The organism is Pseudomonas sp. UBA6315 (assembly GCF_002438125.1).
Taxonomy (GTDB): Bacteria; Pseudomonadota; Gammaproteobacteria; order Pseudomonadales; family Pseudomonadaceae; genus Aquipseudomonas; species Aquipseudomonas faucium.
Map to the genome: position 1 here is coordinate 1 of NZ_DJTF01000193.1, position 20,419 is coordinate 20,419.

A 20,419-nucleotide genomic window follows, 5' to 3' on the forward strand; every position below is an offset into this window, starting at 1 on the left:
GACGGCGCCCTGTCGCCCACGGTCCTGGTCGCCCGGGCCCATGAGCACGGGGTGCAGACCTTGGCCCTGACCGACCACGACACCCTCGAAGGCCTGCCAGAGGCGCGCCAGGCCTGTGCCGAGCGCGGCATGCGCTGGGTCAGTGGGGTGGAGCTGTCGTGCACCTGGGGCGGCGCAACCATCCATGTGCTGGGCTACGACTTCCCACTCGACGCCGCGCCGCTGGCCGAGGCCATCGAGGCCTTGCACCGTGGCCGCTGGCTGCGCGCCGAAGAAATCGACAGGCGGCTGGCTGCCAAGGGCATGCCGGCGACCCTCGAAGGCGCGCGCGCCGTGCAGCAGGAGCTGGGCGACAGCGGCAACGCCCCGGCGCGGCCGCATTTTGCCGAGTACCTGGTGCGTGCCGGGCACGTCAAGGACCGCGGCGAAGCCTTTCGCAAGTGGCTGGGGGCGGGCAAGCTCGGCGACGTCAAGCTGCACTGGCCGACCCTCGAAGAAACCGTTGCCACCCTGCGCCAGTCCAATGCCTGGGTGAGCCTGGCCCATCCCATGCACTACGAACTGACGCGCAGCAAGCGCAGGCGGCTGATTGCCGACTATATTCAGGCAGGCGGGCAGGCGCTTGAAGTGGTCAACGGGATGATGCCGGCCGAGCAGGTGGGCACCATGTCCATCCTCACCCGTGAGTTCGGCCTGCTGGCAAGCGCTGGCAGCGATTTCCACGGCCCCGGCACCTGGGGCGAGATCGGTGCCTACCGGCCATTGCCCGAGGACCTGCCACCTCTGTGGCGCCGATTCAGCCATGAACAGCCTTTGGCGGTATGAACAGGACGACTACGTGAGCCAATTTTTCCAGATTCATCCGGAGAACCCGCAGCAGCGGCTGATCCGCCAGGCGGTGGAGATCATCCGCAAGGGCGGTGTGGTGGTGTACCCCACCGACTCGGCCTACGCCCTGGGTTGCCAGATCGGCGACAAGGCGGCGATCGAGCGGGTGCGGCGCCTGCGCGGGCTGGACAAGACCCACAACTTCACCCTGATGTGCTGCGACATGTCGCAGCTGGGCCTGTATGCCAAGGTCGACACCGGCATCTTCCGCCTGCTCAAGGCCCATGTGCCCGGCCCTTACACCTTCATTCTCAACGGCACCCGCGAGGTGCCGCGCCTGTTGCTGCACGAAAAGCGCCGCACCGTCGGCCTGCGCGTGCCGGACCACGCCATCACCCTGGCGCTGCTGGCCGAGCTTGGCGAGCCGCTGATGAGCGTGAGCCTGATCCTGCCGGGTGACAACGAACCGATGACCGACCCCTACGAGATTCGCGAGCGCCTGGAGCACCATGTGGACCTGGTCATCGACGGTGGCTTCGGCGACCTCAAGGCCTCCACCATCATCGACCTGTCCGGCGACGAGCCCGAGCTGATCCGTGAGGGTTGCGGCGACCCCACGCCCTTCCTGGTCAACGCGTGAACCAGGTGGCAGCGCCCGAGGCGCCGGCCGAGCAGGCCGAAGCGCCGCAGCAGTTGCAGTTGGCGCTGGTCTACGGCGAAGCGCTGACCGAAATGCCGGTGGACCTGTACATCCCGCCGGATGCCCTGGAAGTCATCCTCGAAGCGTTCGAAGGCCCGCTGGACCTGCTGCTGTACCTGATCCGCAAGCAGAACATCGACATCCTCGACATCCCCGTGGCGGAAATCACCCGCCAGTACATGGGCTACGTCGAGCTGATGAAGAGCGTGCGCCTGGAGTTGGCCGCCGAGTACCTGGTGATGGCCGCGATGCTGGCCGAGATCAAGTCGCGCATGCTGCTGCCGCGCTCGGCCGAGGTCGAGGAGGAGGAGGGCGACCCGCGCGCCGAGCTGATCCGCCGGCTGCAGGAATACGAGCGGTTCAAGTCGGCCGCCGAGGGCATCGACGAGCTGCCGCGGGTTGGCCGGGATGTGGTCGTGCCGCGCCTGGAGGCGCCCCAGGCCAAGGTGCGCAAGCTGCTGCCGCAGGTCAGCCTGGAGGAATTGCTGGTGTCCATGGCCGAGGTCATGCGCCGCAACGACCTGTTCGAAAGCCACCAGATCACCCGCGAGACGCTGTCGACCCGCGAGCGCATGGGTGATGTGCTGGAGCGCCTGAAAGGCGGCGCTTTCGTGCCCTTCGTCGAGCTGTTCGGCGCCGAGGAAGGCAAGCTGGGCGTGGTGGTGACCTTCATGGCGATTCTCGAGCTGGTCAAGGAGTCGCTGATCGAACTGGTGCAGAATGAGCCTTTTGCGCCGATCCATGTGCGGCTGCGCGCCGAGTCTGTCGAAGAAACCGATGAACCTGAATGACCCCCGCGACCTGGCGTCGCTGATCGAGGCGTTTCTGCTCGCCTCGGGCAAACCGCAGTCCCTTGAGCGCCTGTACGAGCTGCTCGAAGAGGCCGAGCGCCCTGAGCCGAAGGTGTTCAAGAAGGCCCTGGAAGTGCTGGGCAAGTCCTGCGCTGGCCGTGCCTTCGAGCTAAAGGAAGTGGCCAGCGGCTACCGCCTGCAGATTCGCGAGGACTACGCCCCCTGGGTGGGCCGCCTGTGGGAGGAGCGCCCGCAGCGTTATTCCCGTGCACTGCTGGAGACCATGGCCTTGATCGCCTACCGCCAGCCGATCACCCGCGGCGAGATCGAGGATGTGCGCGGGGTGGCGGTCAACAGCAACATCATCAAGACCCTGATCGAGCGCGAGTGGATCCGCGTGGTCGGCTACCGCGAGGTGCCGGGCCGGCCGGCGATGTTCGCCACCACCAAGGCGTTTCTCGACCACTTTAACCTCAAGAGCCTGGACGAGCTGCCGGCCCTGGCCGAACTGCGGGAGATGGAACCTGCGCCGCTGCTCGACCCCGATGATGCCCCGGTGCCGGCGCACCTGCAGGCGTTGGCCGATGCCAGCCTGGCGGATGAGGAGGAGGTTGGCGAGCCGAAGGAGGAGACCAGCTTCCGCAGTTTGCTGGTGGAACTGGACGCCATGGAAGAGGGGCTGAAGACCGACTTCGATGATTTGCGCGAAGATGAGCCCAATCCCCAGCCCTGAATTTGCACTGGCGCTATCGCCGGCAAGCCGGCTCCCACAGGTAAAGCACAGGGTTCGCCAGCTGTGATCACCCCTGTGGGAGCCGGCTTGCCGGCGATAGCGCCAGTACAGGCAACCGCAACCACCGGGCAGAAATAACCGCCACCCCCCACGAAACCCACTACCCTGCAGTGCGTTCCCTCACCGAACCGCGTATGATGCGCGGCCTTTTGGCGCATCCGTCGCCAGAAACCCGATTTTTCATTCTTACACCGGGAGGTGCCCAGATGAGTGAGCAAGACCTGCAAAATACCGAAATCACCCCGCCAGCCGGCGAAAAGCTGCAGAAAGTGCTGGCGCGCATCGGCGTGGGTTCGCGCCGTGACGTCGAAGCCTGGATCAGCCAGGGCCGCATCAAGGTCAACGGCGTCGCGGCCACCCTCGGCCAGCGCGTCGACCTGCATGACGCCATCGCCGTCGACGGCAAGCTGATCAAGCGCGAGGAAGCCGCCGAGGCCACCCGCCGGGTGATCATGTACAACAAGCCCGATGGCGAGATCTGCACCCGTGACGACCCGGAAGGCCGCCCGACCGTGTTCGATCGCCTGCCGCGCCCGAAAGAGGGCCGCTGGATCAACATCGGCCGCCTCGACATCAACACCACCGGCCTGCTGCTGTTCACCACCGACGGTGAACTGGCCAACCGCCTGATGCACCCGTCCTACGAGATGGACCGCGAGTACGCGGTGCGTGTGCGTGGCGAGGTCGACGACGAGATGATCGAACGCCTGAAGGCGGGCGTGATGCTCGAAGACGGCCCGGCCAAGTTCACCGACATCCAGAAGGCGCCTGGTGGCGAAGGGTTCAACCACTGGTACCACTGCGTGGTGATGGAAGGCCGTAACCGCGAAGTGCGTCGCCTGTGGGAATCCCAGGGCCTGGTGGTCAGCCGCCTGAAGCGCGTGCGCTTTGGCCCGGTGTTCCTCAACTCCGACCTGCCGATGGGCCGCTGGCGCGAAATGAGCCAGGGCGAAATCGACATCCTCGCCGCCGAAGTGGGCCTGCAGCCAGTGGCGCTGCCGGCCATGAACCTCAAGGCCAAGGACAAGATGGAGCGCCTGCAGCGCAAGTCGAGCCGGCCAATGGGCCGTGGCGAGCGCGTGCGCAACCTGCGCCCGGCGCACGAGGGCGGTGCTGCCGCTGCCGAGCGCCCGGCACGCCAGCCGCGTGAAGAAGCGCCGCGCAAGAGCCGTGGCAGCGCTGTGGCCGAGCGCCCGAGCGACATGCGCAAGCGCCCATCCAAGCCTGAGGGTGACAAGCCAGCCGGCCGCGGTCGCGGCAAGCCGCGTGGCTGATCGGCTCTGGCAGTGATGAAAAGCCAGCCTTCGGGCTGGCTTTTTTGTGCCTGCCGTGTGGGAGCCGGCTTGCCGACGATTGCCCGCCACGCGGCCCAAGATATTGAAGAAAAAAGAATTTTCTGACGACTGGCAAGTTTTCAAACCGCCCTGTAAAGAAAATTGTACGAATTCGCCAGATTTTTCTGGCCAGGCTGATTTTGTGTAAACAGAACTTGCCGCGCTTGCCTTCAAAGGGTGTCGTTCACAGCCGCTCCCCTATTGCCCAAACCCCCGTCCCCAGGCTGTTATAGCCACTATTGCCATGTGCAAAAGCCCGTCCACAGAGCCGGGCAGACAGAACAACAAATGGAGGCGCCATGTACGCCGATCACTCCGCCTTTCCAGGCTCCCACCACAGGATCGCTGCGTTTTTCCCCCGGGAATTGACGCAACGCGTTGACGCCTGCGCGCTCGCAGGGGTATACAGTGCGCCGCGTTTTACCTGTGACCCTTTTGCGTACCGCGCACTCTTGCTCACCCCCGGTTGATCCGCCCAGGCGGCGCCGCTGGCAAGAAACCCAAGGTAACCACCTTGCCCATTCCGCTGCGCCACGAGCGCGGTGGGTCCGATTCCGTCACAGATAAAAACAATGCAGGTGACTTCGTTCATGAGTGGACAAAACATGCATTCAGGCGAGCTCAAGCGGGGCCTGAAGAACCGCCACATCCAGTTGATCGCCTTGGGTGGTGCGATTGGTACCGGCCTGTTCCTCGGCTCGGCAGGCGTGATGAAATCCGCCGGCCCGTCGATGATCCTTGGCTACGCCATCTGCGGCTTCATCGCCTTCATGATCATGCGCCAGCTCGGCGAGATGATCGTCGAAGAGCCGGTGGCCGGCTCGTTCAGCCACTTTGCCCACAAGTACTGGGGCGGTTTCGCCGGCTTCCTGTCGGGCTGGAACTGCTGGGTGCTGTACATCCTGGTGGGCATGTCGGAGCTTTCGGCGGTTGGCAAGTACGTCCATTACTGGTGGCCGGAGATCCCCACCTGGGTTACCGCGGCAGGCTTCTTCCTGCTGATCAACGCCATCAACCTGATGAACGTGAAGTTCTTCGGTGAGGCCGAGTTCTGGTTCGCCATCATCAAGGTTGCCGCCATCGTCGGCATGATCGGCCTGGGTGCCTACCTGCTGACCAGCGGCAGCGGCGGCCCGGAAGCCTCGATCACCAACCTGTGGGCCCACGGCGGCTTCTTCCCGCATGGTGTCAGCGGCCTGGTGATGGCCTTGGCCTTCATCATGTTCTCCTTCGGTGGCCTGGAAATGCTCGGCTTCACCGCCGCCGAGGCCGACAAGCCGAAGACCGTGATCCCCAAGGCGATCAACCAGGTCATATACCGCATCCTGATCTTCTATGTCGGCGCCCTGGTGGTGCTGCTGTCGCTGACCCCATGGGACAGCCTGGTCGCCAGCATCGACGCCTCCGGCGGCAGCTATGGCAGCAGCCCGTTCGTCCAGGTGTTCTCGCTGCTGGGCAGCGACGTGGCGGCCAACCTGCTGAACTTCGTGGTACTGACCGCGGCGCTGTCGGTGTACAACAGCGGCACCTACTGCAATGCGCGCATGCTGCTGGGCATGGCCGAGCAGGGTGATGCCCCGGCGGCGCTGGCCAAGGTCGACAAGCGCGGTGTGCCGGTGCGTTCGATCCTGGTGTCGGCGGCGGTGACCCTGATCGCCGTGCTGCTCAACTACCTGATGCCGCAGAATGCGCTGGAGCTGCTGATGTCGCTGGTGGTCGCCACCCTGGTGATCAACTGGGCGATGATCAGCTACTCGCACCTGAAGTTCCGCCAGCACCTCGACCGCACCGGCCAGAAGCCGCTGTTCAAGGCGCTGTGGTACCCGTATGGCAACTACCTGGTGTTGGCCTTCGTGGTGCTGATCCTGGGCATCATGCTGATGATTCCGGGTATCCAGGTGTCGGTGTATGCGATTCCGGTGTGGCTGCTGGCCATGCTGCTGGCCTACATGCTCAAGAGCAAGCGCCAGTCGCAGGGCAATGGGGCTGCCGGTAGCGTGGCCAAGTAAGGGCTGCGCAGGGTAAGTCAAAACCCGATGTCAGGAGACTGGCATCGGGTTTTTTGTTGCCTGCACGGGTACAGCGCAGTCCCTGTAGGAGCCGGCTTGCCGGCGATAGGGCCGGTACGGGCAAACACTGTCAGATCTGTTCCAGCAACCAGCTGCGAAACGCCCGCAGCGAAGGCAGCGCCTCGTTCCTCGGCGGATAGATCAGGTAATAACTGCGCTGGCTGGCGAACGCCGCCCCGGGGCTGAACAGCTCGCCCTTGGCCAGCTCTTCCTCCACCAGAATGCGCGGCACCAGCCCGATGCCGATCCCGGCGCGCACCGCCTGGATCAGGTGCGAGGTGAGCTCGAAGCTCGGCCCCAGGCGCATCGAGCGGTGCGCCAGGCCATGGTGCGAGAACCATTCGCCCCAGGCATGGGGGTTGTTGGCGACGTTGAGCAGTACCTCTTCACTGATCCGTGCCGGTGCCCAGCCATGGGCGTCGAGGCTGGCCTGGGGCGGCAGGATCACCACCAGTTCCTCGGCATGCAGGCGATGGCAGATCAACCCTGGCAGGTCATGGCTGGCCACGCCGATGGCGGCGTCGATCTCGCTGGTATCGAAGTTGATGGCTTCGATACGTGAATGAATGTGCACCAGCATCCCTGGGTGGGCACTGTAGAACGCATGCAGGCGCGGCAGCAGCCACTTGGAGCCGAAGGTGGGCAAGGTGGCCAGGCGCAGGGTGCCGACGCCGGACTGGTAGGCCAGGGCCTGCAGCGTGGCGCTGCGGATGCGCCCCAGGGCTTCGCTGAGCTCGCGCTGGTACAGCCGGCCGACATCGGTCAACTGCACCTGGCGGCCTTCGCGGCGGAACAGGGTCAGGCCCAGTTGCTGCTCCAGCGCCTGCACCTGGCGGCTGACCGCGCTCTGGGTCAGCGACAGTTCCGCGGCGGCGCGGGTATAGCTTTCATGCCGGGCGGCGGCCTCGAAAGCCAGCAGCAACGACATGGACGGTGTCAGGTGGCGGTAATTCATTCACAAAAGTCATCGATAGCGGCAGGATTATCCGTTTGCCCCTGGCGCGAAACTACAGGAACATTGGCCTATACGTCATCCGTGCCTGCATCGACATATGCCGGAATGACAGGATTCCCGTGAATTAGCCCATATCAAGAGGCCATCCTTCGATGATCGCCCAGCTGCCGACCCTTGCGCCGACCGCCGCTTACCCCGAATTCCTCGAAGCCCTGCGCAGCAGCGGCTTCCGTGGCCAGATCAGTGCCGACTACGGCACCCGCACGGTGTTGGCCACCGACAACTCGATCTACCAGCGCCTGCCCCAGGCCGCCGTGTTCCCGCTGGACGCCGACGACGTGGCGAAGGTCGCCACGCTGATGGCCGAGGCGCGTTTTCGCGAGGTCAAGCTGACCCCGCGTGGCGGTGGTACCGGCACCAACGGCCAGTCGCTGACCGACGGCATCGTCGTCGACCTGTCGCGGCACATGAACAAGATCCTCGAAATCAACGTCGAGGAACGTTGGGTGCGGGTCGAGGCCGGCACCGTCAAGGACCAGCTCAACGCCGCGCTCAAGCCCCACGGGCTGTTCTTCGCCCCTGAGCTTTCCACCTCCAACCGCGCCACCGTCGGCGGCATGATCAACACCGACGCCAGCGGCCAGGGCAGCTGCACCTATGGCAAGACCCGCGACCACGTGCTCGAGCTGCACAGCGTGCTGCTGGGCGGTGAGCGCCTGCACAGCCTGGCGATCGACGACGCCGCGCTGGACCAGGCTTGCGCCGACGCCGGCCGGGTCGGCGAGGTGTACCGCATGGCCCGGGAAATCCAGGAAACACAGGCCGAGCTGATCGAAACCACCTTCCCCAAGCTCAATCGGTGCCTGACCGGCTATGACCTGGCGCACCTGCGCGACGAGCAGGGCCGCTTCAACCTCAACAGCGTGCTGTGCGGTGCCGAAGGCTCGCTGGGCTACGTGGTGGAAGCCAAGCTCAATGTGCTGCCGATTCCCAAGTACGCCGTGCTGGTGAACGTGCGCTACGCAAGCTTCATGGACGCCCTGCGCGATGCCAATGCGCTGATGGCGCACAAGCCGCTGTCGATCGAGACGGTGGACTCCAAGGTGCTGATGCTGGCGATGAAAGACATTGTCTGGCACAGCGTCGCCGAATATTTCCCGGCCGACCCCGAGCGCCAGACCCTGGGCATCAACCTGGTGGAGTTCTGTGGCGACGAGCCGGCCGAGGTCAATGCCCGGGTCGAGGCCTTCGTCGAGCACCTGCAGCGTGATGCCAGCGTCGAACGCCTGGGCCATACCCTGGCAGAAGGCGCCGAGGCGGTGACCCGCGTATACACCATGCGCAAGCGCTCAGTGGGCCTGCTCGGCAACGTCGAGGGCGAAGTGCGCCCGCAGCCGTTCGTCGAAGACACTGCCGTGCCGCCGGAGAAACTGGCCGACTACATCGCCGACTTCCGTGCGCTGCTCGACAGCCATGGCCTGGCCTATGGCATGTTCGGCCATGTCGATGCCGGCGTGCTGCACGTGCGCCCGGCGCTGGACATGAAAGACCCGGCCCAGGCCGCGCTGGTCAAGCCGATCTCCGACGCCGTGGCGGCGCTGACCAAAAGCTACGGCGGGCTGCTGTGGGGCGAGCATGGCAAGGGCCTGCGTTCGGAATATGTGCCGGAATACTTCGGCGAGCTGTACCCCGCACTGCAGCGCCTCAAAGGCGCCTTCGACCCGCACAACCAGCTCAACCCCGGCAAGATCTGCACCCCGCCGGGCAGTGCCGAAGGCCTGACCAAGGTCGATGGCGTGACCCTGCGCGGCGACCTCGACCGCACCATCGACGAGCGGGTGTGGCAGGACTTCCCCAGCGCCGTGCACTGCAACGGCAACGGCGCCTGCTACAACTACGACCCCAACGACGCCATGTGCCCGTCGTGGAAGGCCACCCGCGAACGCCAGCATTCACCCAAGGGCCGCGCCTCGCTGATGCGCGAATGGCTGCGCCTGCAGGGCGAGGCCAACATCGACGTGCTGGCTGCGGCGCGCAACAAGGTGTCGTGGCTCAAGGGGCTGCCGGCGCGGCTGCGCAACAACCGCGCCCGCAGCCAGGGGCAGGAAGACTTCTCCCACGAGGTGTACGACGCCATGGCCGGCTGCCTGGCGTGCAAGTCGTGCGCCGGGCAGTGCCCGATCAAGGTCAACGTGCCGGACTTCCGCTCGCGCTTCCTCGAGCTGTACCACGGCCGCTACCAGCGCCCGCTGCGTGACTACCTGATCGGCTCGCTGGAGTTCACCATCCCGTACCTGGCCCATGCGCCGGGCCTGTACAACGCGGTGGTGGGCTCGAAATGGGTGGGCAAGCTGCTGGCGGACAAGGTCGGCATGGTCGACAGCCCGCTGATCAGCCGCTTCAACTTCCAGTCCACCCTGACCCGCTGCCGGGTCGGCGTGGCCAGCGTGCCGGCGCTGCGCGAACTGACGCCGGCCCAGCGCGAGCGCAGCATCGTGCTGGTGCAGGATGCCTTTACCCGCTATTTCGAGACGCCGCTGCTGGCCGCGTTCATCGAGCTGGCCCACCGCCTGGGCCACCGGGTGTTCCTGGCGCCCTACAGTGCCAATGGCAAGCCGCTGCACGTGCAGGGCTTCCTCGGCGCCTTCGCCAAGGCCGCCATCCGCAACGCCACCCAGCTCAAGGCCCTGGCCGACTGCGGCGTGCCGCTGGTGGGCCTGGACCCGGCGATGACCCTGGTCTATCGCCAGGAGTACCAGAAAGTGCCGGGGCTGGACGGCTGCCCGGCGGTGCTGCTGCCGCAGGAATGGTTGATGAACGTGCTGCCCGAGCAGGCGCCGACCGCGCCGGGCAATTTCCGCCTGATGGCGCACTGCACCGAGAAGACCAACGTGCCGGCCAGCACCAAGCAATGGGAGCAGGTGTTCGCCCGCCTGGGGCTCAAGCTTGTGACCGAGGCCACCGGCTGCTGCGGCATGTCCGGTACCTATGGCCACGAGGCGCGCAACCAGGGCACCTCGCGGACCATCTTCGAGCAGTCGTGGGCGACCAAGCTGGACAAGGAAGGTGAGCCACTGGCGACCGGCTACTCGTGCCGCAGCCAGGTCAAGCGCATGACCGAGCGGCAGATGCGCCACCCGCTGGAAGTGGTGTTGCAGTACGCCCAGCGTTAGATCTGCACGGGCCTCTTCGCGGGGCAAGCCCGCTCCCACAGGTACTGCACCTCGCTAAAGATCAGTGGTGAACCTGTGGGAGCGGGCTTGCCCCGCGAAGAGGCCGGTAGCGGCGCTACAGGGTCAAGCCTTGTGCAGGCCTTCCCGGGCCCGCCGCGCCTGCCGGTACAGGTACAGGCTCAACACCAGCCCGCAACACGCCGCCGCCGCTGCAAACAGAAACATCGAAGCAAAGCCGAACCCCGACGCCACCGCACCCACCAGCGGCCCGGTAATCCCCAGCGACAAATCGACGAACAGCGAATAGGCCCCCACCGCCGCCCCGCGGTTGGCCGCCGACACCTGGTTCACCGCCTCCACGCCCAGCGCCGGGAACACCAGCGAGAAACCGAACCCGCTCAGCGCCGCCCCCGCCAGCGCCATGTGCGCGCTGGGTGCCAGCCACAGCATCAGCAGCCCCAGGGTTTCCACCGACAGGCAGGCGATTGCCACGCGAAAGCCGCCAATGCGGTTGATCAGGTTGCCGAACAGCAACCGCGCACTGATGAAGCTGGCGCCGAACAGGCTCAGGGTCAGAGCCGCGTTGCTCCAGCCGCGGCTGGCGTAGTACAGGGTGATGAAGGTGGCGATGGTGCCGAAGCCGATCGAACCCAGGGCCAGCCCCGAACCATGCGGGAAGACCTTGCCCAGTACCCGCAGGAACGACAGGCGCACACCGCTGACGATCGGCGCGGCGCGTTTCGGCCAGGCCAGCAGCAGGCCGATGGCGCCCAGCCCGATGATGCTCGCGCCCATGCTCCACAGCCCCAGGCTCTTGACCATCAGCACGCCCAGTGGCGCGCCGGCGGCCAGGGCGCCATAGCTGGCGATGCCGTTCCAGGAAATGACCTTGGCGGTGTTGTCGGCACCCACCCGGCCGATACCCCAGCCAATCGAGCCGGCACCCACCAGGCTCTCGGCACTGCCCAGCACCAGCCGGCCCAGCAGCAGGCAGGCCAGGCTTGCCCAGGGCAGGTGGGTGAGGAAGGCGCAGGCCAGCATGAACACGCCGCTCAGGCCGCAGCCGAACAGGCCGTACATGACGGCCTTCTTGCTCCCCAGGTTGTCGATGATGCGGCTGGCGGTAGGGCGGCTGAGCAGGGTCGCCAGGTACTGCACGCTGATGACCAGGCCTGCGACCACGGTGCTGAAGCCCAGGTCGTTGTGCACATAGCCAGGCAGCACGGCCAGGGGGATGCCGATGTTCAGGTAGCCGATGAAGGTGAACAGGACGATGGAAACGACCTGCAAGGTGGTTGCAAGTGAGGAGGGGGAATGCTGTGGCATAGAGGGGCCATGACCGCTGACGCATGATGCCCGACATGATAGCGGGCATGGTCGGGCCATGGGATGAAGCTTTCACGGCCCGCCCAGGCCCGGGTGGTCAATCGGCGTAAGGCAGCAGCCAGGTCACGCCGAAATCGGCGCTGGGGTAGTCCAGGCGCAAGCGCGGCAGTACATAGCCGCCGCAGGAGCGGCAGGTGTCGAACAGGGTGAACACATGGATGTACTGGACGTGCTCGCTCTGTGTCAGTAGTTGGTCGTTGAGGGTAGAGGCAATCAAGCGTTCCGAGTCCAGCGTGCGAGGGTGGGAGCGCTCAACCAGTTGATCGCTGCGGCGCAACACTGGCAGTTGGCTTAAGCGCAGGTCTGGTGCCCTGTCATTCATGTAGGCGCGCGCATCGATGAAGGTGACGGGCGGCTGTTCATTGGGGCCGGGCAATGGGATCGTCAGTTGGTGCCTTCTGCCACCGGAGAGCGAGTAGTAGACCCTGCGGATGCCGTCGTGCATCTGCACCATGGCGAAGGCCAGGTTTGCGCCACCCAGGTGCTCACGCAACGTCGTGGCCCCCTGTTCTGTGAGCAGTTCGGCCAGGGTTGTCGAAGTGAAGGCTGTTTTGCCGCCTTGGGCAGGCAGCAGGCGATTGAGCACACCGACGATGTGCTGGCCCAGCACCTCATCGACCTCGGCCAGTTGCAACCAATCCGGGATGATGTGCTTGTTCAGCCCGACCACGCCTGAGCGCTGCAGGCCGGTGAGGCCGGTGAGCGCGCGTTGCGGCTGCAACCGAGTGAGGATGTTCTGGGCATATTCGGTCAGCGACTGCTCCTGCAGGTCTTCGAGCAGCTTGATGTAAGGGGATTTGTTGAGCGGCTCAAGGGTATTGTCGTAGCGAATCCAGTCCCGCAGCAGTTGCGCCACGTTGTCGATGTCCTGCTGAAGGTTGGCGTGGGTGGCGACGATTCGGTAAGACTCGCTGACCTCCAGGTAGCTTTCGATCGCGTCTTGGTCGGTGATCCGCTGAAGCCGCCTGCGTTCGGAGTGGGGTGCTGTTGCAAGGTCCGAGCGCGGGCGTCCTTCGGCCATGGCCTTGAGTTGGTTGCTTTGCCATTTCCAGGGCTGGTAGGGCGCGCCGTAGATTGCCAGGGTGTCGGCCTCGACCATCAACCATTGTTCGCCGCGCCACTCGATCACCGCGCCCCTGAGCGTGCGCCTATCGGCGATGCCGCGGGCGAGGCCGCCAAGCCGTATCGGTGGGCAGTGGCTGGTAATGAGTGTCACCTGATCCAGTGGCATATCGTCCGGCAGGCCGAACCAGAGCTCGCCACTGGGTTCGACCATGATGCGTCTGTGGTAGGACGGCTGACTGTCTGCAAGCAAGTAGTTGATGGCGGCTTCGTCGGCGGTGACCTGCTTGAGTACTTTGCCTCTCTTCAAATGCAGAATCTTGCCATCACGCACCATCAGGGAAGACCAATAACTACGGTTGTCGTTGCCGCGCACGCGCACGACGAAAGGCTCGATACGACGGGTGAGGAAAGCGCGACTTACCTGCTGGCCGAACACGGGGGTGTGCGATTCGATCGCGGGCGGGTTGAAGATGAGCCTGTGCCTGTTCGGGCTGATCGTCTCAATCGTTGGCGCTGGGGCGGTGACCAGGCTGGCGTGGGATAGGCGGTTGGCTACTCCAGGTTGCGAGATCGGGTGCAATCGGTACACGCAACCGTTAATCAATGCATCGATCTCATCGGCGCTTCGATGGATGCTCACCGGCTCTTCGATACCAGCCCAGACCAGGCGATTGCCGTCATCGCTGGCGGAGCTGACGCTGATGGTGGGCGGTGTCTGCCCGGGCACGATCTGTTCGTGGATGGCCATTTCGTCGAACCAGCGCCGGGAACTCGGCAGCTCCGGCGCACTGTGCCATCTGCGCGGCCCAGGCGCCCGCTCCAGCAGTGCCTCGGGCAAAGAGCCAGACCAGCGCCTGGCGATGTTCACGATGCCCTCACGGCTGGCGTTGGCGGCTTGCTGCTCGGCGCCGTGCAGCGCCACCAGCGGGCGCAGCAGCCGGCCGCCCACCCTGATCGCGCTGCCCAGCAGGAACAACGCGTCCAGGCCGCAGGCCAGCGCTTGCTGGCCACTGCGCACATCGAAGCAGCCAAGCCCGGGCACGTTGTTCTTGAGCAGTTTCCACAGGTAGCGGCCCAGGCTTTCCTGGTGTTGCCTGGCCTGGTGCAGTTCCAGGCGCGTGGCGCCTTTGCCCACTGCGTGCAGGGCTTGCCGGTCGCTGAGCGCGATGGCCTCGGGATAGTGCCTGGCAAGCGCCGCTACCCGCTGTTCGGCCGGGGCTTGCAGGGGCGACTGCAGGCGCGGGAAGTTGGCGACATCCCAGGGCAGTGGCGTGTCATGGAACTGGCTGTAGTTCAGCTCGAGGGTGTCGGTCAGATGGTGGCGATAGCGGGTGTCGACTTCGCGTGTGGTCCATTGCAGTTGCTCTGGGAACAGTGTCAGCAACGTGTCGTTCACGGGGCCGGGAAGCAGGATGAGCAGCCCCTTCGTGGCCACTTCGAAGCGCCATTCGGTTTCTGCGCTGTCGCCGTAGCCGGGAATCCCCCCTTGCACGGGGCCGCAGTATCGAGGCCAGGCCACGGCATGGCAGGTCCAGGGCTCATCGTGCAGGCGCTGCATCAGCTCAGGGTCGAGCTGGCCGAGGCAACACTGGAAGGTTTTTTCGTAGGCTGCGGTGGCCGTTTTCTGCCAGGCGTCGAACGCGCTTTCGTACCAGGTGTTCATGTCTGGCAGGGTGCGTTGGGCGTAATTCTCGCCATGGTCCAGGTAGGCTTCCAGGTGCAGTTGCTGGTCGTTGTTGCGCCCGTCTGGGTCGAGGCCGGCCTGCTCCAATTGCCAGCGCGCCTGGGCGACGCGGTCGGGGAGGGTGCGCAGCGCATCGAGGTTCCAGGCCGTCAGGTAGTGATCGTGGATGCGGCGCCATTGCGCGGCGGACCAGGGCGCGGGGTGATCGATGTGCTGCTTGACCTGCGCCCACTCGACCAACGTGTCGTGCAGGGCTTCGTTGGTGAGCGGGTCATCCGCCACGCTTGGGCGCGTGCCGGCGGCCAGCGCGTGGCTGAAGGTCAGCGGATCACCGCTCGCCAGCAACACCCAGGCGCCCTGGCGCAATTGGGTCCACAGCAGGTCGGGTTCATGGCGGTAATCGGCTGGCCAGTCGTCGAGCAGCAGCTCGGGGGCGAGCCGGCGCATCAGCAGCTCGCTGGCAAGCTGCGCGTCAGCAGTGGTGCAGGCGAGGCTCGCCTGTACGCTGTTGACCAGGTCGTGGCGGATGTCGGCGGCGGGTGTGGAGGCGTTGTCCTGGCTGAACAGCTCGAAATCCAGGAGACAGCCCGGCCGTCGCGTCTGTGGCGGATAGATCACCTCCAGCAGTGCCTGCTCGGCCAGGGCCAGGTGGCGTGGTTCGGGCGTGCCGTGGGCGGGCCACTGCAGGGTTGCCCCCAGGCTCAGGGCCCAGTCATCGAAGGCGCTGGAGTGAAGCAGCGCATCAAGCACTTGCGCCGGCGAACCCTGCAGCGACGGCCCTGGCAGCCAAGCCTTGCCGTACTCGTTGGGCAAGTGGCCGGCCTTGCGTTCCTTTGCGGTGGGCGCTCGGTATCGCCGGCTGTTGGCGTGGACGTCGGTCTGCAGCGTAGCGAAAAGTTTGCGCGCCAGGCTCGTGCGGGGGGCGGGCGAGAGGAGGTGCTGCGCAATGGCGGGCAGGTCCAGGTAACCCTCCAGTTGCAAGGCCGGCGAAGCAGGCCTGGGGGGTGTTGGGTGGGTGGGCAGCTCTGCGTAGGCGAGCAATGCGGCAACGATGAACGCATCGCGACGTACCAGGCATTGCTGGTCTGCCCACAGCGATTGGGCGAGGCTGCTGATGCTGTAAGGCGCTGCCGTCGGCGCCCAACGAGCACGTGGGTCGGCAGCAGTCAGCAGTTTTTCGGCCAGGGTCGCGTAGAAGTGGGCGCATTGGCTATCGCTCACCGGCGCCTGCGCCGAGCGCTGCAAGGCGGCATTGACATAGGCCTTGGGGCCGGGGCTTGCGAAGGCGAGGGCGAAAGAGGCGCGAATGGCTTGGTCATCGAGATCGGAGGGGTACAGCGCGGGGAAATCGAAAGCCCGGTCCAGGTGCAGGTTGAGGGAGGTCTTGAGGTCGTGCGGGCCTGAGAGCTCGCTGTGCAGCACCAGGCTTTGGGTGTCGAGCGCATCGATCAGCGCAGGCAGGTCATCGTTCGGGGTTTCCGGTGACATGGCGTTGGCTCCTTTGAAAGGGGCCGTCAATGTGCGTACCGGTGGCGAGCGCGAGGTGTTAGCGGGGTAGGGACAGGGCAAGACGGTGTGAAAACGTGATGACGGCGGTTGCCCGCGGGTCAGCCGTTTTCACACAGCCGACGGGATTGCGCGGTTATTCCTGGTCAGCGCTGGATTGATCGTCGCCATCCTCGACGGCAGGCGTCGGTTCGGAGTGAGCGGCAACGGTTGGCTCTTCGGGGTTCAGGCTTGGGAAGGGAAGATTCGGGATTTCATGCATCTCGTCGTTCCTCGCAAGTGTGAGTGAAAAGTCTGCGCCAGGCGCGGTTCGAGCTTCAAAAAGCTGGGGCAGGATACACAAGTCTGGATGACAGTTTGTATTTTTTCCCGGTCGCTTGTCGGTTTTGCGGGCGGATACCGGCCATTTCCCCAATGAAAAAGGGGCCGATGTACGGCCCCTTTTGCGATTTCACTGATGGTTACTTGCGGCCTTCGGCCTTCTCGGCAACCTTGTCGGTGCGCGCGCACATGATGAAATCGTTGCGGTGCAGGCCCTTGATCGAGTGGCTCCACCAGGTCACGGTGACCTTGCCCCACTCGGTCAGCAGGCCCGGGTGGTGGCCTTCGGCTTCAGCGATTTCGCCCACGGCATTGGTAAAGTCCAGGGCATGCTTGAAGTTCTTGAACTTGAACACGCGCTCCAGCTCCATGTGGCCGTCGCGTACTTCGATGTTCCAGTCCGGGATCTCGCGGATCAGCTCGGCCAGCTCGTCGTCGGTGACTTTCGGTGCATCGGCGCGGCAGGCTTCGCAATGGGCTTGGTTCAAGGCATTCATGGGTACTTATCCGGTTCGAGTTGTTATGGGGAGGGCTCAGGCAGCCTGCTTGGGTGGAAACTTCGGCGCGTGCAGCCCCAGCTGCATGGCTTGCTGGACCATGCCCATGATGTCTTCGTGGGCCAGGTCGAACAGGCGCTTGAGGTTCGGCAGCACGAAGTACAGCGGCTGCAGGATGTCGATGCGATAGGGCGTGCGCATGGCTTCGATCGGGTCGAAGGCCTGGTGCTCCGGTTCGCCAGACAGACTGTAGACGGTCTCCTTGGGCGAGGAGAGGATGCCGCCGCCGTAGATCTTGCGACCTTGTGGGGTTTCCATCAGGCCGAACTCGATGGTCATCCAGTACAGCCGCGCCAGGTACACGCGCTGCTCCTTGGTCGCGGCCAGGCCGAGCTTGCCGTAGGTGTGGGTGAATTCGGCGAACCAAGGGTTGGTCAGCAGCGGGCAGTGGCCGAAGATCTCGTGGAAGATGTCCGGTTCCTGCAGGTAGTCCAGTTCTTCCGGGGTGCGGATGAAGGTGGCGACCGGGAAGCGTTTGCTGGCCAGCAATTCGAAGAAGGTCTGGAAGGGGATCAGTGCCGGAACCCGGGCAACCTGCCAGCCGGTGGTGGCGCCCAGCACCTTGTTGACCTCGCCCAGTTGCGGGATGCGGTCATGGGGCAGCTTGAGCTGGTCGATGCCGTCCAGGTACTCCTGGCAGGCGCGGCCCTCGATGACTTTGAGCTGGCGGGTGATCAGCGTGTTCCACACCGCATGCTCTTGCTGCGGGTAGTCGATAAAACCGTGCGCATCGGGCTCGCGTGCCACGTATTGCGTCTGTTTCATGTGGCTCTCCTGGTGAGGGCATTCTTGTTATGTCCACGACATGCATCAGGAATATCCCGCAATCCGATCAATTGCACGGGGTGGGCGGGGGTTGGCGGCTGGCCACTGCGCTCTCGTTCGTAACGATAATTTTACAAAAGTGCCGGCATGTCGGAAAATTCGGCACATGAAGCTGATGAAGGCAGTGTTTTTGTCAGCTTATCTTTACGGATTTTTCGTGCGGGGTTGAAAAACTTCGCCGTTTCGAGAGCGTTCATGCGTATCAAAGTGCACTGCCAGAACCGCATCGGCATCCTTCGCGACATCCTCAACCTGTTGGTGGAGTACGGCATCAACGTGCTGCGCGGCGAGGTGGGGGGTGACCACGGCAATGCCATCTACCTGCATTGCCCGAACCTCATCAACCTGCAGTTCCAGGCGCTGCGGCCGAAGTTCGAGTCCATCGCCGGGGTGTTCGGGGTCAAGCGTGTCGGGCTGATGCCCAGCGAGCGGCGGCACATGGAGCTCAATGCGTTGCTGGGGGCGTTGGATTTCCCGGTGCTGTCGGTGGACATGGGCGGCAGCATCGTCGCCGCCAACCGCACGGCGGCGCAGTTACTGGGCGTGCGGGTGGATGAAGTGCCGGGCATGCCCTTGGCGCGCTATGTGGAGGATTTCGACCTGCCGGAGCTGGTGCGGGCCAACAAGTCGCGGATCAACGGCCTGCGCATCAAGGTCAAGGGCGATGTGTTCCTGGCCGATATCGCGCCGCTGCAGTCCGAGCACGACGACAGCGAGGCCCTGGCCGGCGCCGTGCTCACCCTGCACCGCGCCGACCGCATCGGTGAGCGCATCTACAACGTGCGCAAGCAGGAGCTGCGCGGCTTCGACAGCATCTTCCAGAGTTCGCGGGTAATGGCGGCGGTGGTGCGCGAGGCGCGGCGCATGGCGCCACTGGATGCACCCCTGCTGATCGAGGGCGAAACCGGTACCGGCAAGGAGTTGCTGGCCCGCGCCTGCCACCTGGCCAGCCCGCGCGGGCAGGCGCCGCTGATGGCGCTCAACTGCGCCGGCCTGCCGGAGTCGATGGCCGAGACCGAACTGTTCGGTTATGGTCCCGGGGCCTTCGAGGGGGCGCGCGCCGAGGGCAAGCTGGGGCTGCTGGAACTGACGGCGGGCGGTACCTTGTTCCTCGATGGGGTTGGGGAAATGAGCCCGCGCCTGCAGGTGAAGCTGCTGCGTTTTCTGCAGGATGGGTGCTTTCGCCGTGTAGGCAGCGATGAAGAGGTGTACCTCGATGTGCGTGTGATCTGCGCCACCCAGGTCGACCTCTCGGAGCTGTGCGCCCGCGGCGAGTTTCGCCAGGACCTGTATCACCGGCTCAATGTGCTGTCGCTGCATATCCCGCCGCTGCGCGAGTGCATGGACGGGCTCGAAGGGTTGGTGCAGCACTTTCTCGACCAGGCCAGCCGCCAGATCGGCTGCGCCATGCCGCGCCTGGCGCCGGCGGCGATGGACAAGCTGGCGCATTACCATTGGCCAGGCAACGTGCGGCAACTGGAAAACGTATTGTTCCAGGCCGTATCGCTATGTGAGGGCGGGGTGGTGAAGAGCGAACATATCCGTTTGCCGGATTATGGCGTGCGCCAACCGTTGGGCGAGTTTTCCCTGGATGGGGACCTTTCGCAAATTGTCGGGCGTTTCGAGAAGGCGGTGTTGGAAAGTTTGATGGGGGAATACCCAAGTAGCCGGGCATTGGGAAAAAGATTGGGTGTTTCACACACGACCATTGCCAATAAGTTGCGGGATTATTCCCTGGGCAAGTCGGGCGAATGAACTAACAGCGAAGGGGCCCGCAGGCCCCTTGATCAACAGAACTCAGCCGTTGGAGCAGCCGTTGCCCATCACGCGGTATTCAAGAATGTGCTTCTGCCCATTGGAGTCTTCATAGGTCATGCGGGCGGGCACGACTTCGCAGACGTTTGGCACTTCGCTCATGGAGATGACCCGAGCGATGTCCAGGTGCTGCGAGTAACTGTACTGTTCAACCGGAATCTGCTCGACATCGTTTGCCTCGCCGGCGATCGCCGCGCTGCAAAGACCGCCAAGTACCAATGCCAGTAAAGCTTTCATTTTCTATTTACCTGTCTAAGGTCGTGAGGGGGCACGCGGCGCTTGTGGCGCCGCGAGTACTGCCAAGTTTTCAACTATCGGGATTAGAGAGGGATTAACGTTTGCCTTCGTGGGGGCTGTTACCAGTAGTTAATCGCCTTGCCGTTGCTGGCGAGGTGAATCTTATGCCTCGGTAACTAAGGGAAACAGATAGTGTTTTGATAAAGTTTTGTCGCCTTTTGACAGAATCTGTAACAATCCCTTGGCAAGCTTGCCTTCATTTTTCCCTCGCCGGGCCGCCGGCCGCGGGCTAGAGCCCTCGCCTCGAAGCCCGGAAAAATTTCCCGCCCTCGCTACTACCATCGTCGAATGGCTTTTGCCGCTCTGGTACAGTTACAAAC

Annotated in this window: 14 protein-coding genes; 8 read left to right on the forward strand and 6 right to left on the reverse strand. The window is 64.5% G+C overall.

Features of this window, described 5'->3' with window-relative positions; translation table 11 throughout:
* The 6 genes from B3E94_RS23595 to B3E94_RS23620 form a co-directional block, all read left to right on the forward strand.
* Positions 1 to 825 (forward strand): PHP domain-containing protein (locus B3E94_RS23595; protein WP_286915440.1); only part of this gene is annotated, 825 nt, incomplete at its 5' end.
* 13 nt (positions 826 to 838) lie between these two features.
* Positions 839 to 1,468, forward strand: a complete 630-nt coding sequence (locus B3E94_RS23600; protein WP_286915441.1) for an L-threonylcarbamoyladenylate synthase — start codon at positions 839 to 841, stop codon at positions 1,466 to 1,468.
* Between the two features lie 125 nt (positions 1,469 to 1,593).
* The gene (locus B3E94_RS23605) at positions 1,594 to 2,319 is read left to right on the forward strand and encodes a segregation and condensation protein A (RefSeq protein ID WP_286915448.1); all 726 of its coding nucleotides are present in this window, start codon (positions 1,594 to 1,596) and stop codon (positions 2,317 to 2,319) included.
* Positions 2,306 to 3,052 (forward strand): SMC-Scp complex subunit ScpB, encoded by a 747-nt coding sequence (gene scpB / locus B3E94_RS23610; RefSeq protein WP_176511317.1) that lies wholly within the window; start codon positions 2,306 to 2,308, stop codon positions 3,050 to 3,052. Before B3E94_RS23605 ends, scpB begins: the two co-directional genes overlap by 14 nt.
* 266 nt (positions 3,053 to 3,318) lie before the next feature.
* A complete protein-coding gene (gene rluB, locus B3E94_RS23615; RefSeq protein WP_236238406.1) occupies positions 3,319 to 4,386 on the forward strand; it encodes a 23S rRNA pseudouridine(2605) synthase RluB in 1,068 nt (355 codons plus the stop codon).
* A 650-nt stretch (positions 4,387 to 5,036) separates the two neighbouring features.
* Positions 5,037 to 6,455 (forward strand): amino acid permease, encoded by a 1,419-nt coding sequence (locus B3E94_RS23620; protein ID WP_176511315.1) that lies wholly within the window; start codon positions 5,037 to 5,039, stop codon positions 6,453 to 6,455.
* A 130-nt stretch (positions 6,456 to 6,585) separates the two neighbouring features.
* Here B3E94_RS23620 and B3E94_RS23625 read toward each other — a convergent pair whose 3' ends face one another.
* A complete protein-coding gene (locus B3E94_RS23625; protein ID WP_176511314.1) occupies positions 6,586 to 7,470 on the reverse strand; it encodes a LysR substrate-binding domain-containing protein in 885 nt (294 codons plus the stop codon).
* 152 nt (positions 7,471 to 7,622) lie between these two features.
* Here B3E94_RS23625 and ydiJ point away from each other — a divergent pair, with 152 nt between their 5' ends.
* Positions 7,623 to 10,643: a D-2-hydroxyglutarate dehydrogenase YdiJ gene (gene ydiJ, locus B3E94_RS23630; protein ID WP_286915443.1), complete on the forward strand. Its 3,021-nt coding sequence runs from the start codon at positions 7,623 to 7,625 to the stop codon at positions 10,641 to 10,643.
* Positions 10,644 to 10,766: 123 nt separating this feature from the next.
* On the opposite strand, the gene B3E94_RS23635 is transcribed toward ydiJ, so the two are convergent.
* The 4 genes from B3E94_RS23635 to phhA all read right to left on the reverse strand — a co-directional run bounded on the left by B3E94_RS23635 (position 10,767) and on the right by phhA (position 17,927).
* The gene (locus B3E94_RS23635) at positions 10,767 to 11,969 is read right to left on the reverse strand and encodes an MFS transporter (RefSeq protein WP_286915445.1); all 1,203 of its coding nucleotides are present in this window, start codon (positions 11,967 to 11,969) and stop codon (positions 10,767 to 10,769) included.
* Positions 11,970 to 12,066: 97 nt separating this feature from the next.
* Complete coding sequence (locus B3E94_RS23640; protein WP_286915447.1) at positions 12,067 to 16,266, reverse strand: deaminase domain-containing protein; 4,200 nt, start codon at positions 16,264 to 16,266, stop codon at positions 12,067 to 12,069.
* A gap of 479 nt (positions 16,267 to 16,745) precedes the next feature.
* Positions 16,746 to 17,102 carry a 4a-hydroxytetrahydrobiopterin dehydratase gene (locus B3E94_RS23645; protein ID WP_176511310.1) on the reverse strand — a complete coding sequence of 119 codons (357 nt, stop codon included), beginning with the start codon at positions 17,100 to 17,102 and terminating at the stop codon, positions 16,746 to 16,748.
* A 36-nt stretch (positions 17,103 to 17,138) separates the two neighbouring features.
* Positions 17,139 to 17,927 carry a phenylalanine 4-monooxygenase gene (gene phhA / locus B3E94_RS23650; protein ID WP_176511309.1) on the reverse strand — a complete coding sequence of 263 codons (789 nt, stop codon included), beginning with the start codon at positions 17,925 to 17,927 and terminating at the stop codon, positions 17,139 to 17,141.
* A gap of 255 nt (positions 17,928 to 18,182) precedes the next feature.
* Between phhA and B3E94_RS23655 the strand changes: the two genes are divergently transcribed.
* Positions 18,183 to 19,742, forward strand: a complete 1,560-nt coding sequence (locus B3E94_RS23655) for a sigma-54-dependent transcriptional regulator (protein ID WP_176511308.1) — start codon at positions 18,183 to 18,185, stop codon at positions 19,740 to 19,742.
* 42 nt (positions 19,743 to 19,784) lie between these two features.
* Here the strand turns inward: B3E94_RS23655 and B3E94_RS23660 are convergent, their stop codons facing one another.
* Positions 19,785 to 20,039: a DUF2790 domain-containing protein gene (locus B3E94_RS23660; protein ID WP_176511307.1), complete on the reverse strand. Its 255-nt coding sequence runs from the start codon at positions 20,037 to 20,039 to the stop codon at positions 19,785 to 19,787.
* Positions 20,040 to 20,419: the final 380 nt, after the last annotated feature.

Bases quoted from the DNA above. Each gene is read 5' to 3' on its own strand.
- B3E94_RS23620 (WP_176511315.1), top strand. From the start codon at position 5,037: ATGAGTGGACAAAACATGCATTCAGGCGAGCTCAAGCGGGGCCTGAAG.
- B3E94_RS23635 (WP_286915445.1), bottom strand. From the start codon at position 11,969: ATGCCACAGCATTCCCCCTCCTCACTTGCAACCACCTTGCAGGTCGTT.
- B3E94_RS23660 (WP_176511307.1), bottom strand. From the start codon at position 20,039: ATGAAAGCTTTACTGGCATTGGTACTTGGCGGTCTTTGCAGCGCGGCG.
- B3E94_RS23625 (WP_176511314.1), bottom strand. From the start codon at position 7,470: ATGAATTACCGCCACCTGACACCGTCCATGTCGTTGCTGCTGGCTTTC.
- B3E94_RS23645 (WP_176511310.1), bottom strand. From the start codon at position 17,102: ATGAATGCCTTGAACCAAGCCCATTGCGAAGCCTGCCGCGCCGATGCA.
- B3E94_RS23655 (WP_176511308.1), top strand. From the start codon at position 18,183: ATGCGTATCAAAGTGCACTGCCAGAACCGCATCGGCATCCTTCGCGAC.
- ydiJ (WP_286915443.1), top strand. From the start codon at position 7,623: ATGATCGCCCAGCTGCCGACCCTTGCGCCGACCGCCGCTTACCCCGAA.
- scpB (WP_176511317.1), top strand. From the start codon at position 2,306: ATGAACCTGAATGACCCCCGCGACCTGGCGTCGCTGATCGAGGCGTTT.
- B3E94_RS23640 (WP_286915447.1), bottom strand. From the start codon at position 16,266: ATGTCACCGGAAACCCCGAACGATGACCTGCCTGCGCTGATCGATGCG.
- phhA (WP_176511309.1), bottom strand. From the start codon at position 17,927: ATGAAACAGACGCAATACGTGGCACGCGAGCCCGATGCGCACGGTTTT.
- rluB (WP_236238406.1), top strand. From the start codon at position 3,319: ATGAGTGAGCAAGACCTGCAAAATACCGAAATCACCCCGCCAGCCGGC.